The organism is Citrobacter sp. RHB36-C18 (assembly GCF_013814485.1).
GTDB lineage: Bacteria > Pseudomonadota > Gammaproteobacteria > Enterobacterales > Enterobacteriaceae > Citrobacter > Citrobacter braakii.
Map to the genome: position 1 here is coordinate 4,340,386 of NZ_CP057125.1, position 14,299 is coordinate 4,354,684.

General features: G+C 53.2%; 10 protein-coding genes and 3 tRNA genes. 4 read left to right on the top strand and 9 right to left on the bottom strand.

Going from position 1 to position 14,299, the window contains the following annotated elements:
• Window position 1: 1 nt before the first annotated feature.
• Genes amiB through nnr form a run of 3 tightly spaced genes read right to left on the bottom strand, consistent with a single transcriptional unit; the run spans window position 2 to window position 3,330 of the window.
• Window positions 2–1,333: an N-acetylmuramoyl-L-alanine amidase AmiB gene (gene amiB, locus HVZ52_RS20595; RefSeq protein WP_065554875.1), complete on the bottom strand. Its 1,332-nt coding sequence runs from the start codon at window positions 1,331–1,333 to the stop codon at window positions 2–4.
• Between the two features lie 16 nt (window positions 1,334–1,349).
• The gene (gene tsaE / locus HVZ52_RS20600) at window positions 1,350–1,811 is read right to left on the bottom strand and encodes a tRNA (adenosine(37)-N6)-threonylcarbamoyltransferase complex ATPase subunit type 1 TsaE (RefSeq protein ID WP_016151410.1); all 462 of its coding nucleotides are present in this window, start codon (window positions 1,809–1,811) and stop codon (window positions 1,350–1,352) included.
• A complete protein-coding gene (gene nnr / locus HVZ52_RS20605) occupies window positions 1,783–3,330 on the bottom strand; it encodes a bifunctional ADP-dependent NAD(P)H-hydrate dehydratase/NAD(P)H-hydrate epimerase (RefSeq protein WP_094761028.1) in 1,548 nt (515 codons plus the stop codon). The genes tsaE and nnr overlap by 29 nt, the downstream gene beginning before the upstream one ends.
• Here nnr and queG point away from each other — a divergent pair.
• On the top strand, window positions 3,329–4,468 hold the full coding sequence (queG, locus tag HVZ52_RS20610; protein ID WP_137380230.1) for a tRNA epoxyqueuosine(34) reductase QueG: 1,140 nt from the start codon (window positions 3,329–3,331) through the stop codon (window positions 4,466–4,468). The two genes, nnr and queG, sit on opposite strands and share 2 nt — an antisense overlap.
• Before the next feature lie 269 nt (window positions 4,469–4,737).
• Here queG and HVZ52_RS20615 read toward each other — a convergent pair.
• From HVZ52_RS20615 to orn, 4 genes are all read right to left on the bottom strand, one after another.
• Window positions 4,738–4,813 (bottom strand) — tRNA-Gly (locus HVZ52_RS20615).
• Window positions 4,814–4,856: 43 nt separating this feature from the next.
• A tRNA-Gly gene (locus HVZ52_RS20620) sits at window positions 4,857–4,932 on the bottom strand.
• 156 nt (window positions 4,933–5,088) lie between these two features.
• Window positions 5,089–5,164 (bottom strand) — tRNA-Gly (locus HVZ52_RS20625).
• 240 nt (window positions 5,165–5,404) lie between these two features.
• Window positions 5,405–5,950, bottom strand: a complete 546-nt coding sequence (orn, locus tag HVZ52_RS20630; protein ID WP_016151407.1) for an oligoribonuclease — start codon at window positions 5,948–5,950, stop codon at window positions 5,405–5,407.
• A 105-nt stretch (window positions 5,951–6,055) separates the two neighbouring features.
• Here orn and rsgA point away from each other — a divergent pair, with 105 nt between their 5' ends.
• The 3 genes from rsgA (at window position 6,056) to mscM (ending at window position 11,501) form a co-directional block, all read left to right on the top strand.
• Window positions 6,056–7,108 carry a small ribosomal subunit biogenesis GTPase RsgA gene (rsgA, locus tag HVZ52_RS20635; RefSeq protein WP_019078196.1) on the top strand — a complete coding sequence of 351 codons (1,053 nt, stop codon included), beginning with the start codon at window positions 6,056–6,058 and terminating at the stop codon, window positions 7,106–7,108.
• A 92-nt stretch (window positions 7,109–7,200) separates the two neighbouring features.
• A complete protein-coding gene (asd, locus tag HVZ52_RS20640) occupies window positions 7,201–8,169 on the top strand; it encodes an archaetidylserine decarboxylase (protein WP_181598643.1) in 969 nt (322 codons plus the stop codon).
• 17 nt (window positions 8,170–8,186) lie between these two features.
• Window positions 8,187–11,501, top strand: a complete 3,315-nt coding sequence (mscM, locus tag HVZ52_RS20645; RefSeq protein WP_016151404.1) for a miniconductance mechanosensitive channel MscM — start codon at window positions 8,187–8,189, stop codon at window positions 11,499–11,501.
• Between the two features lie 80 nt (window positions 11,502–11,581).
• Here mscM and yjeM read toward each other — a convergent pair whose 3' ends face one another.
• Window positions 11,582–13,084, bottom strand: coding sequence for a glutamate/gamma-aminobutyrate family transporter YjeM (yjeM, locus tag HVZ52_RS20650; RefSeq protein ID WP_181598644.1), 1,503 nt, complete (start codon window positions 13,082–13,084; stop codon window positions 11,582–11,584).
• A 214-nt stretch (window positions 13,085–13,298) separates the two neighbouring features.
• Window positions 13,299–14,276: an elongation factor P--(R)-beta-lysine ligase gene (gene epmA, locus HVZ52_RS20655; RefSeq protein ID WP_181598645.1), complete on the bottom strand. Its 978-nt coding sequence runs from the start codon at window positions 14,274–14,276 to the stop codon at window positions 13,299–13,301.
• Window positions 14,277–14,299 lie beyond the last annotated feature (23 nt).

The window sequence follows — 14,299 nt, forward strand, 5'->3', positions numbered from 1 at the left end:
CTTAATTTGTTAACGTGTTACCAGGCGATACCGCACTGGCGGTTTGCGCCTGTGTGCCCTGAGGCCCGGTTTGCATCGGGTGCGCCTGGAAATAGTTACGCAATCCTTTGTAAATTGCCTCGGCCAGCTGCTGCTGGTAGTCATCACTCGCCAACAGACGCTCTTCGCTGTTGTTACTGATAAAGCCAGTTTCAACCAGCACTGACGGGATATCAGGCGAACGTAATACCCCAAGGCTGGCGTGTTCCGGACGACGCTTATGCATCGAGCCAATACGTTCTAACTGGCCGATCATGCTGGTCGCTACATCATACCCAACGCGTTGCGAATGACCGAACTGCAGATCCAACACGGCCTGGCTGAGATAAGGATCGGACTGGCTGTTTGCCAGCACATCGCCCGCCCCACCCAACAGTTCCGATTGCTTTTCGTGCTGTTCCAGCCAGCCGGCCATCTCACTGTTTGCCCGACGGTTTGACAGTACCCAGACGGAAGCACCAGTGGCATCCCGGTTTGGCGCGGCATCCGCATGAATAGAGACCAGGAAGTTGGCGTTTTGTTTACGCGCAACGTCTGAACGCCCCATCACCGAGATAAAGTAATCGCCATCACGGGTGAGTACGCCTTTAAACATCGGGTCATCATTGAGCAAACTGCGCAGTTTGCGCGCCACGGCAATCGTGACGTTTTTCTCACGTGTGCCACCGGGACCAATAGCGCCAGGATCCTGCCCGCCGTGTCCGGCATCAATGGCGATAACTACTTTTTCGCCGTTACTGGTACTGGCGCGCGCCGCAGGTCGTGTGGAGGTATTACTGTTGGTTACCATCGTGGTGCGATCGTTTTCCGCTTTAAACGGATTACGCGCAGGCTCGGCAGGGCGCGGGGCGATAACCGGCGCTTCAACACGCTTCGCAACCACTGGAGGTGGTGGAGGCGGCGGAGGCGCATCAGCTTTGATGGTAAACACGACGGTATAATTGCCGCCGTTCTGGCGTTTTACGGCTTCGGCTTTGCCGTTCTCGGTTAAATCCACCACCAGGCGCAGAGACTGCGCATCTTTTGGCGTGCCGGAACGGATAGATTTCACCAGATTATTGCCGCTAAACAGCAGCGGTAACCCCTGAATCACACCGGTTTGTTTAATATCCAACGCGACGGTTCGTTTCCCGTCCTGCGAAACTGCGTATTCAGGATCGCCAATAAAGCTCAGCGTAATCCGCGCTTGTTGATCGCCATTGGACACCTGAAGATCGGAGAGGCTGGCGGCCCCTGCCTGCGCGCACAGCAGGACCAGTGTTGCCATCAGCCAGTTTCTGATGCGATAAATCATCCCGCCACCCTTAAGGTTAATCGGCTAAACGCGCCAGCAATAAATCACCCGATGAGGAGACTGCGCTTATGCGCGCCTCTCGACCTTGCGCCTGATATTCAATGTGTATTTCGACGTCCGGGTCTGGCAGTACACCTTTACCTTGTTGCGGCCATTCCACCAGGCAGATGGCGTCATTGGCAAAATAATCGCGGATCCCCATAAATTCCAGCTCCTCTGGGTCCGCAAGTCGGTACAGATCGAAGTGATATACCATCAAATTATCGAGCGAATAGGGTTCAACCAGCGTATAGGTAGGGCTTTTTACATTTCCTTTGTGACCTAACGCCTGCAGGAATCCCCGGCTGAAAGTGGTTTTACCCGCCCCCAGGTCGCCGTACAAATAAATTACCGTCGCGCCATCACAGGCTTTGGCTACCCGCAGTCCCAGGTCTAAAGTCGCCTGCTCATCAGGTAGTGGAATTACTCGATTCATCATGATAAACGTCAATCACATCAGGGTTAACAATACGCTGTAGCGTGGTAAAGAGATCTGTTGCCAGCATGCCGCGCGTACCAAAACGCGCCGCCAGCACATCCGCCGCCGCACCGTGCGCGACACATCCCGCACATGCCGCATCATACGGGGTTAGCTTCTGTCCGAGCAATGCGCCAATAATACCGGAAAGCACATCACCCATTCCGCCGCTGGCCATTCCAGCATTGCCGGTATCAATAATACCCAATTCGGCCTGTTCGGCAGCAACAACCGTACCCGCGCCTTTCAGCACGACGACGCCTCCGTACCGTTTTACCAGACGTTGTGCACAAAGTAAGCGATCGTCTTCAATTTCTGCAATGGAACAGCCCAGAAGTCGCGCGGCTTCACCAGGATGCGGCGTGATCACGCGATTGTGACGTTTATCGGGGTTGATTGCCAGCAGGTTCAGCGCATCCGCATCCCAGAGCATCGGTTTGCGAAAATTCTCTACCTTTTGCAGCGCTTTTTTACCCCATTCCTGCTGACCAAGCCCTGGTCCTATCACCACAACATCCGCCCACGCCAGGCTCTCCTCCAGAGTCTGCGGCGTCAGCGCATCGACCATCAGTTCCGGTCTGGCAGTCAGAATAGGCGCAATATTTTCACTACGGGTCAGCACTTTAACCAGCCCGGCTCCTGCACGCAGCGCCGCTTCACCGGCCATGCGTATTGCGCCAGCCGTGCCGTGGTCACCACCGATGATCACCAGCCGACCGTGGGAGCCTTTGTGCGAGGTGGGTCGACGCGGCGTTAACCAGTGTACAAGCTGTTGAGCATCAAACCGTTGCAGCGGCGCGTTCTGCCCCGCCAGCCAGTCGTCCAGTCCGAGTGCGTTAACATGCAGGCGTCCGGTGACATCGCGCGCTTTACCGGTTAGCAGACCAGGCTTCAACGCAATAAAGGTCACGGTGTGCGCCGCATTGATAACCGCGCCCGGCGCCGCGCCCGTCTGCGCCAGCAGGCCGGATGGAATGTCTATCGCCACGACAGGGGCAGGATGGTGATTGGCACGTTCGATCAATGCCGAGAGAGGCTCACGCGGCGCGTGTTTTAAGCCTGTGCCTGACAGCGCATCAATAATGACGTCCACGCGATCTGGCCAATTGATATCCGCAGCATGAATGACGCCACCGGCGTTAAGCCAGGCGTCGCGCGCCTGCTGTGCTTCCTCGGGGAGCGCTTTATCACTCTCCTGCGCCAGCAACGTAATATCAAGCCCCTGAGCTTTGGCAAGCCTTGCCACCACGTAACCATCACCACCGTTGTTGCCATGACCACATAGCACCAGCCAGTGCTGAGCGTTTGGATATGTCTCGCGGGTGACCTGAAACGCCGCCTCTCCCGCCCGTTGCATCAGCTCGTACAACGTCAGTCCTAAACTGTCTGCCGCCTCTCGCTCCATCCGCCTGATGTCATCGGCGTGCCAAATGGAGTGTGGTATACTTGCGGGGTTTTTCTTCATTGTATGGTCCGTCATGTCAGAGCCCCTCGATCTCAATCAGTTAGCGCAAAATATTAAGCAGTGGGGGCTGGAGCTTGGCTTTCAGCAGGTCGGTATTGCCGATACCGACCTCAGCGAAGCGGAGCCCAAACTGCAGGCCTGGCTGGATAAACACTATCACGGCGAGATGGACTGGATGGCCCGTCACGGCATGATGCGCGCCCGACCTCACGAATTATTACCCGGTACGTTACGTGTCATCAGCGTACGTATGAACTATCTTCCTGCCAATGCGGCCTTTGCCAGCACGTTGAAAAACCCCTCTCTGGGTTACGTCAGCCGTTACGCGCTTGGGCGCGACTACCATAAACTGCTGCGTAACCGCTTAAAAAAGCTGGGGGAGAGGATTCAACAGCACTGCGTTTCGCTGAATTTTAGACCTTTTGTCGATTCTGCGCCCATTCTTGAGCGTCCATTAGCGGAAAAAGCCGGGCTTGGCTGGACAGGTAAGCACTCACTTATCCTCAATCGCGAAGCTGGTTCATTTTTCTTTCTCGGGGAATTACTGATCGATTTGCCCCTGCCGGTCGACAACCCAGTAGAAGAAGGATGCGGGAAATGCGTCGCCTGTATGACCATCTGTCCCACCGGAGCCATCGTTGAACCCTACACGGTAGATGCGCGCCGCTGTATCTCTTATCTCACTATCGAACTGGAAGGTGCGATCCCGGAAGAGTTTCGTCCCCTGTTGGGGAATCGAATTTACGGCTGCGATGATTGCCAACTCATTTGCCCGTGGAACCGATACTCGCAGTTGACGACAGAGGATGACTTCAACCCACGCAAACAACTTCATGCTCCAGAGTTAATAGAGCTGTTTAGCTGGAGCGAAGCGTGGTTTTTAAAAGTCACGGAGGGGTCTGCTATTCGTCGTATTGGCCACCTGCGCTGGCTGCGAAATATCGCCGTTGCGCTGGGTAATGCCCCATGGGATGAAGCCATTATTCACGCGCTGGAAAGTCGCAGAGGTGAGCACCCACTTCTCGACGAACACATAGAATGGGCGGTTGCTCAGCAAATCGAGAAGCGAAATGCCTGCGTAGTTGAAGTGCAGTTACCGAAGAAACAACGTTTGGTCAGGGTCATTGAAAAGGGTCTGCCGCGTGACGCTTAAGTCATCCACAGCTTGTGTATAAAAATAAAAACACATTGATATTCAAGAGGGAAAAAATCGTCAAGTGATCGCATTAACAATTTGAAATGATAATTAATTCAATATTTTCAAATGGTTAAAATGATACTATTCACCCGACTAAGTTTTTTGCAATCCAGGAATAATACCCGAACCTGTGGATAAGTCTGTTTACAAGAGTATGTCAATGACGAAACAAAACGTCCCCAACGTATTTATTCGCTGTGGATATTTTTATTGGGGTAAGAATTTGGAGCGGGAAACGAGACTCGAACTCGCGACCCCGACCTTGGCAAGGTCGTGCTCTACCAACTGAGCTATTCCCGCTTGGGTGTGTCTGTGCTTTGTAGACATAAGCACTTTCAAATTTTGGAGCGGGAAACGAGACTCGAACTCGCGACCCCGACCTTGGCAAGGTCGTGCTCTACCAACTGAGCTATTCCCGCTTAATCTTCGTCTTTCGAACCACTACTGCGTTGGCTGCCTTCATTCGCCTAAGTTACTTACTTTAGTAAGCTCCTAAGGACTCATTCAGTTGCCGCCTTGTCGCAATTCGAAATTCTGCGATTGGTGGTCTGTGCTTTACAAGCACTTTCAAATTTTGGAGCGGGAAACGAGACTCGAACTCGCGACCCCGACCTTGGCAAGGTCGTGCTCTACCAACTGAGCTATTCCCGCAAATTTGTACTGCTTTTGCTGCTGCCGTAACGTGTAATTCTCTGTCGTTACGGGAGGCGCATTATACGAGAAATCCGTTTAGCTGCAACCCCCCTAAAAGCGATTTTTTCGTTTTTCTGTTTAAGTGCTGAATTTATCGGCAAGTCGTCTAATTTAGCGACAATCCAGCCTCAGTGCAAGCGCACAGGAACGATATTCGCAGGCCGGGTAAGCCACAGCGCCGTCCGGCCATCCACAAAATCAAAGCTTAATAAAATGTTCGCGATAGTAAGCAAGCTCAGCAACAGATTCACGAATATCGTCCATCGCCTGATGCGTTCCCTGCTTGGTGAAGCCTGCAAGAATTTCCGGCTTCCAACGACGCGCCAGTTCTTTCAGCGTACTGACGTCAAGATAGCGATAATGGAAATACGCCTCCAGCTCCGGCATGTATTTAAACAGGAAACGACGATCCTGACCGATGCTGTTGCCGCAGATAGGTGATTTCCCTTCTGGAACCCACTCTTTCAAAAAAGCCAGCGTAGCCAGTTCAGCTTCACGATCCCCCATGGTGCTCGCCTTCACGCGATCCACTAGCCCACTACCGGTATGCGTACGTACGTTCCAGTCATCCATTAATGCCAGTTGTTCGTCGGACTGGTGCACCGCAATTGTCGGTCCTTCAGCCAGAATATTCAGGTTGGCATCCGTCACCAGCGTGGCTATCTCAATTATGCGATCGCGCTCGGGATCCAGACCTGTCATCTCCAGATCGATCCAAATCAGGTTGTTTTCATTGGCACTCATGCTATTTTCCACCCTTCAGCGTCACATTCAGTGTGACTATATTCATCTAAAATTGCGTGTATCATAAATGTTTTGCCCATTATGGGCGACCAGGAGTCAGTCCGATTGAGTAAGAATAAACTCTCCAAAGGCCAACAGCGCCGTGTGAACGCCAATCACCAGCGTCGTCTGAAAACGTCCACGGAGAAGCCAGACTACGACGACAACCTGTTTGGCGAAACCGCTGAAGGCATCGTTATCAGCCGTTTTGGCATGCATGCCGACGTGGAATCTGCTGACGGTGAGATTCACCGCTGCAACATCCGCCGTACAATTCGCTCGCTGGTGACCGGCGATCGCGTTGTCTGGCGCCCAGGAAAAGCAGCAGCAGAAGGCGTGAATGTCAAAGGCATCGTTGAAGCGGTACACGAGCGTACCTCGGTACTGACACGTCCCGACTTTTACGACGGGGTGAAACCCATTGCCGCCAACATCAACCAGATCGTTATTGTCTCAGCCATCTTACCCGAGCTGTCACTCAATATTATCGACCGGTATCTGGTAGCCTGTGAAACGCTACACGTTGAACCGATTATCGTATTGAATAAGATCGATCTGCTGGATGACGAAGGCATGGCCTTTGTTAACGAACAGATGGATATTTATCGCCACATTGGCTATCGCGTGTTGATGGTATCAAGCCGCACGAAAGACGGCCTGAAACCGCTTGAAGAAGCATTAACCGATCGCATCAGCATTTTTGCCGGTCAGTCGGGCGTTGGTAAATCTAGCCTGCTCAATAATCTTCTCGGTCTGCAGGAAGAGATCCTGACCAACGATGTCTCCGACAACTCCGGCCTTGGACAGCACACCACCACTGCCTCTCGCCTGTATCATTTCCCGCACGGTGGCGACGTTATCGACTCTCCTGGCGTACGTGAGTTCGGGTTGTGGCATCTGGAGCCGGAACAAATCACACATGGTTTTGTCGAATTCCATGACTACCTGGGCCACTGCAAATACCGCGACTGCAAGCATGATACCGACCCAGGCTGCGCTATCCGTGAGGCCGTAGAAAAAGGGGCAATAGCCGAAACTCGGTTTGAAAATTATCACCGCATCCTGGAAAGCATGGCGCAGGTAAAAACACGTAAAAACTTTTCTGATACAGACAACTGACAACTAAGCTAAGCATCGCTAGAATCGTCCCCCTTTTTTCAGGATCCGGCCCGTATGCCGGATCGGGAACAAATTATGGCCTGGAGGCTACCTTGTTAAACTCATTTAAGCTTTCGCTACAATACATTCTGCCGAAACTATGGCTCACTCGCCTGGCGGGTTGGGGTGCGAGCAAACGAGCAGGATGGCTGACTAAACTGGTTATCGATCTGTTCGTGAAATATTACAAGGTCGATATGAAAGAGGCGCAAAAGCCGGATACCGCCAGCTATCGCACCTTTAACGACTTCTTTGTTCGCCCACTGCGCGACGACGTTCGCCCGATTAACACCGATCCAAACGTACTGGTCATGCCTGCTGACGGCGTGATTAACCAGTTAGGAAACATCGAAGAAGACAAACTACTGCAGGCCAAAGGGCACAGCTATACCCTTGAAGCACTGCTGGCCGGCAACTACCAGATGGCGGACAAATTCCGCAACGGTACGTTTGTGACCACTTACTTATCTCCACGCGATTACCACCGTGTACATATGCCGTGTAACGGTATCCTGCGTGAAATGATGTACGTGCCAGGCGATCTCTTCTCTGTAAATATCCTGACTGCGCAAAACGTTCCAAACCTGTTTGCACGCAACGAACGCGTAATCTGTCTGTTTGATACCGAATTTGGCCCGATGGTGCAGATTCTGGTCGGCGCGACCATCGTCGGCAGTATTGAAACCGCATGGGCTGGCACCATTACCCCACCGCGTGAAGGCGTCATCAAACGCTGGATCTGGCCGGAAGGTGAAAGCGAAGGGTCGGTGGCGCTGCTGAAAGGTCAGGAAATGGGCCGCTTTAAGCTCGGTTCCACCGTTATCAACCTGTTCGCGCCTGGCAAAGTTAACCTGGTTGAGCAGTTGCAGGACCTTTCAGTGACCAAAATCGGCCAGCCAATGGCCATCTCGACCGAGACATTCGTGACGCCAGAGGCAGAACCAGCCCCGCTTGCGAAAGAAGAGATCGAAGCAGAACACGACGCCAGCCCGCTGGTTGACGACAAAAAAGACGAAAGTTAAACATAGGAATCGCTGCTGTGCGCCTGATTATCACTTTTCTGATGGCCTGGTGCCTCAGCCTGGGGGCGTACGCTGCGACGGCCCCCGATGCCAAACAACTCACCCAGGAACTGGAGCAGGCAAAAGCGGCGAAACCTGCTCAGCCAGAAACCGTTGAGGCGCTCCAGTCCGCGCTGAATGCCCTCGAGGAGCGTAAAGGTTCTCTCGAGCGTGCCCAGCAATATCAGCAGGTTATTGATAACTTCCCCAAGCTGTCCGCAACATTACGCGCGCAGCTTAGCAACCTGCGCGACGAACCGCGCAATGTGCCAACCGGACTCACCACCGATGCGTTAAACCAGGAGATCCTCCAGGTCAGCAGCCAACTGTTGGAAAAGAGTCGTCAGGCCCAGCAGGAGCAGGATCGCGCCCGGGAAATCGCCGACTCGTTAAGCCAGCTTCCTCAACAGCAAACCGATGCTCGCCGCCAGCTAAATGAGCTTGAGCGACGTATCGGTACCGCCAACTCTAATCCCGCGCAGAATCAGGCGATGCAGGCTGAATCCGCCAAACTCAAAGCCCTGGTCGATGAACTGGAGCTGGCGCAGCTTTCCGCTAATAACCGCCAGGAACTGGCGCGTATGCGCTCAGAGCTGGCGGAAAAACAGAGCCAGCAGCTCGATACTTACTTGCAGGCTTTGCGCAACCAGCTCAACAGTCAACGTCAGCGTGAGGCAGAGCGAGCGCTGGAAAGCACCGAACTGTTGGCGGAAAACAGCGCGGGACTGCCGGAAGGTATTGTCGACCAGTTCAAGGTTAACCGCGAACTGTCTCAGGCATTAAACCAGCAGGCGCAACGTATGGACCTGGTCGCCTCGCAACAGCGTCAAGCCGCCAGCCAAACGCTACAGGTGCGCCAGGCATTGAATACGCTGAGAGAGCAGTCTCAGTGGCTTGGGGTCTCAAATATGCTGGGAGAAGCGCTGCGCGCGCAGGTATCCCGTTTACCGGAAATGCCCAAGCCTCAGCAGTTGGATACCGAAATGGCGCAGCTTCGCGTGCACCGTATGCGCTATGAGGATCTCCTCAACAAACAGCCGCAGTTGCGTCAGATTCATCAGGCCGATGGACAACCGCTGACCGCTGAACAGAGCAGCATTCTCAACGCCCAGTTACGCACCCAACGTGAGCTGCTGAACTCTTTGTTACAGGGTGGCGATACGCTGATCCTTGAGCTGACCAAGCTCAAAGTCTCTAATAGCCAACTGGAAGATGCGCTAAAAGAGGTCAACGAAGCAACGCACCGCTATCTGTTCTGGACCTCGGACGTTAGCCCCATCTCCCTCTCCTGGCCTGTCGACATCGTCCAGGATCTGCGGCGTCTGATCTCATTAGATACGTTTAATCAGTTGGGCAAAGCCAGCATCATGATGCTGACCAGCAAAGAAACGCTGCTGCCGCTTTTCGCGGCATTGGTGCTGGTTGGCTTTAGCCTCTCTTCGCGCAAACACTTCACCCGTTTTCTGGAGCGTTCATCTGCGCGGGTCGGGAAAGTCACCCAGGACCACTTCTGGCTGACGATACGCACGGTGTTCTGGTCGATACTCGTCGCTTCTCCGTTGCCGGTGCTGTGGGCAACGCTCGGTTACGGATTGCAGGAAGCCTGGCCTTATCCATTAGCTGTCGCTATCGGGGATGGCGTTACCGCCACGGTGCCCATGCTGTGGGCAGTAATGATTTGCGCCACCTTTGCGCGCCCCAACGGTCTGTTCATTGCCCACTTTGGCTGGCCGCGTAACCGCGTCGCGAAAGCCATGCACTATTACCTGATGAGTATCGGGCTGATTGTGCCGCTGATCATGGCGGTGATTATGTTTGATAATCTCAATGACCGGGAATTCTCCGCCTCACTGGGGCGTCTGTGCTTTATTCTGATTTGCGGTGCGCTGGCGGTCGTGACCCTGAGCTTGAAACGCGCCGGGATACCGCTGTACCTCGATAAAGAGGGCAACAGCGATAACATGGTCAACAGCATGCTGTGGAATATGCTGATGGGCGCACCGCTGATTGCCATTCTCGCTGCGGCAGTGGGCTATCTCGCCACGTCGCAAGCTTTACTGGCGCGTCTGGAAACGTCCGTAGCTATCTGGTTCTTGTTACTGGTGGTGTATCACGTTATCCGCCGCTGGATGCTGATCCAGCGCCGCCGGCTGGCGTTTGACCGCGCCAAGCATCGACGTGCCGAAATGTTGGCGCAGCGTGCACGGGGTGAAGAAGAACCAGCGCATTCCACCAGCCTTGAAGGCACGATTGATGTTGATGAAAGCGAAGTGGATCTGGATGCTATCAGCGCGCAATCGCTGCGCCTGGTGCGCTCTATCCTGATGCTTATCGCCCTGCTCTCGGTCATTGTGCTGTGGTCAGAAATTCATTCTGCTTTCGGCTTCCTGGAAAACATCTCGTTGTGGGATGTCACCTCCACGGTGCAGGGTGTGGAAAGTTTAGAGCCGATAACGCTGGGCGCGGTGCTTATCGCAATCCTGGTGTTTATCATCACTACCCAGTTAGTGCGCAACCTGCCCGCGCTGCTGGAGCTGGCGCTGCTGCAACATCTCGATTTAACCCCCGGCACCGGTTACGCCATCACCACCATCACCAAGTACCTGCTGATGCTGATTGGCGGTCTGGTTGGCTTCTCAATGATCGGTATTGAGTGGTCCAAACTGCAATGGCTGGTAGCGGCTCTCGGTGTCGGTCTGGGCTTTGGTTTGCAGGAGATCTTCGCCAACTTTATTTCCGGCCTGATTATCCTGTTTGAAAAACCAATCCGCATTGGCGACACAGTGACGATTCGCGATCTTACCGGTAGCGTGACGAAAATTAATACCCGCGCCACGACCATCAGCGACTGGGACCGCAAAGAGATCATCGTGCCCAACAAAGCCTTTATCACCGAGCAGTTTATCAACTGGTCGTTATCGGATTCGGTCACCCGTGTGGTATTAACCATCCCGGCACCGTCGGAGGCTAACAGCGAGGAGGTTACGCAGATCCTGCTTACTGCCGCACAACGCTGCTCACTGGTTATCGATAACCCGGCGCCAGAAGTCTTCCTGGTTGACCTGCAGCAAGGGATTCAAATCTTCGAACTGCGTATTTATGCCGCTGAGATGGGGCATCGTATGCCGCTGCGCCACGAAATCCACCAGCTGATTCTGGCAGGCTTCCGCGAGCACGGTATCGATATGCCGTTCCCACCGTTCCAGATGCGTCTGGAGAGCCTCGGCGGTAAGCAAACGGGAAGAACCTTAAGTTCTGCGGGCAGAAGCAGTCGCCCGGCGGGGAGTTTGTAAACAACAATGATGCCGGATGGCAGCTTCGCCGAATCCGGCCTACGAAGAATCATTTTTGTAGGCCGGATTCAGCAGGAAGTTTACTCCACCGCCCACTCAGGCTCGTTGGCCGTGCGGCGGCTGTAGTTCTGATAAATCGCCATTGCCAACAGCGAGAAGAAGATCGGGCCTCCGGTCATCCACAATGCGCTGTTCCAGTCCCCAGCTTCAATCACCGGCTGGATGATGGTGAACACATTGGCAAACGTCACCACCAGCACAACCACCGATGTGGCCAGTAACGTCGCCGCTCGGGTTTTAAAGACAACAAACGGTCTTTCCAGGCCCGTACGGGCTTTAAAGAACGGAAACGCCAGCGCGAGGAACAGATACGGCAGCGTCATCGAGACGTTCGCCATCAGCGTCAGTTTGTTATAGAACGCTGAAGCCGTATCGCCGCCAAACGAAACCAGCAGGATAAACAGGCTCACCAGCAGGCACTGCAACCACATTGCCGTCGTCGGCATCCCCACGGCATTTAGTTTGGTCATCGGCGCTGGCCACAGCGCCTTCGGCGTTCCTTGAATAATCGCTTTCAGTGGCGAATAGCTGAGCGTGAAAAAAGCGCCGGTATAAGCGAGAAACATAGAAAGCCCGGTGATACGCGCGAACCACACCCCCGTCGCCATCGCGGTTTCAGGAGAAACATGCAGCGCGTTACCTAACGTCATCCCGAGGCTTTTCATCAGGATATACGTTATATTGCCGAGGTTGACCGAGCTATTGCTTAATACTTGCTGCCAGTTGGTGCTAACGCCCCATAAAAATATGGCCAGTGAATAACCGACAGAAATGACAATCGCGGCAAAGACAATGCCTTTCGCAAAGTTCTTTTCTGGCTTTTCTGTTTTATCAACTAATCCCCCCACGGCTTCTATTCCGCCGTAAGCAAAAATAGCAAATACAACAAATGACAACATGGCCAGACCGGACTGATATCCCGGATTAGGCGAGGAGATGAAATTAATATCCTGCGCAAAGTGACCACCAGTTAATAACAAAATAGCGAAACTCACTAACAACAGAACTAAATTAAGACACATTACGGCAATTCCGCCTACAGCCGTAATACGAGCAATCTTATTAATACCCCGGGAGGCCACGCAGGTTACCAGAATCATCCAACCGACGGCGAGCAACCCGACGACCTGCGTAGGCTCAAGCCCCGCAAAACGCCAATGCTGCGTCATGTCTGCGCCAAATAAGAAGGTTGAAAAAGGTACCCAGACTTTCGCTGCGGTACTTACCATCCATATCACATAGGAAGAAAACCACATAAACGTGCCGATAAACGCATAGCGTGGCCCAACGCTATTATTCATCCACGAATAGATTCCGCCCTCTTCTTTCCGATAGGCAGCCCCCATTTCCGCCATCATTAAAGCAAATGGGATAAAGAATAATAATGCAGAAAATATATACCACGGAATCGCGCTATACCCCATTAAATAGAATGCGGAGGGGCTATTCGCAAAACCGAAAACAGACGTAAATATCATGAGGATGAGACCTATTAGGCTCATCTTTTTTATTGTTTGGGTCATTAAACCATCCCTTACTCTGGCAAGCGTTTAACAAACGCCACTCACCGGTTGGCACTGCCCTCTTTTCAGAGTTCAGCGATAGAAAAATCAACACAGAATTGATACCTGAACGATATCAAATATCCAGGAGTAAATTGTGGCTATTAGAGGGTAAATGAAAAAATATGCTACAAAGTGGCTATTTCACCGCCACTTTGCATTGAAGGAGAGTACGTTACGCGCGATCGACGGTAAATGCGATAACCTCGGCCAGGCTCTCTGCGCCCAATGCCAGCATCACAAGACGGTCAACGCCCAGCGCCACGCCAGAGCAATCCGGCATACCCACTTTTAACGCTTCAAGCAGGTTGGTGTCGATAGGTTGCTGCGGCAAGCCACGTGCGGCACGTTTGCGGTTATCCTGCTCAAACCGCTGCTGCTGTTCGCGCGCGTCGGTCAATTCATGGAAACCATTCGCCAGCTCAATACCTTTGTAGTAAACCTCGAAACGTTCAGCCACGCGGTGATCTTCGGTACTGATTTGCGCCAGTGATGCCTGGCTGGCCGGGAAATGATACACAAACGTCGGTTTGTCTTTGCCAATATGCGGCTCAACGCCCATCGTAAACAGCAACTGCAGTAAGGTGTCCCGGTCTTCTTCGGTATCGGCGATATTACTGAGATCCAATTTCGCCGCCACTTCCCGCAGTTGGGTTTTATCCGCAGACAGCGGGTCTATCTCCAGATGGCGCTGGAAGGCTTGCTGGTAAGAGAGACTTTCCGCAGGTGAGCAGTCCAGCACCTGCTGGAGCAAATCATCCACTTCATTCATCAGGCGATACATATCGTAGTGCGGACGATACCACTCGAGCATAGTGAATTCAGGGTTATGATGACGCCCCATCTCTTCATTACGGAAGCTACGGCACAGTTGATACACCGGGCCGCATCCTGCCACCAGCAGGCGCTTCATATGGTATTCCGGGCTGGTCATTAAATAGAGATTTATTCCCTGGGAGTGTCCAGGGCCGACGAAACGCGTTTCGAACGGGAACAGATGGATGTCCGTTACCGTTGCCTGACTCATACAAGGGGTCTCAACCTCAAGCACGCCACGATCGGCAAAAAAGCGGCGAATCTCCGCTATAATTGCTGCACGTTTTAACAGATTGGGGATGGACGCGCTCGGCTGCCAGGTTGCCGTTTCGCTCATGGTTGTTTCTCCGATTTAAGACA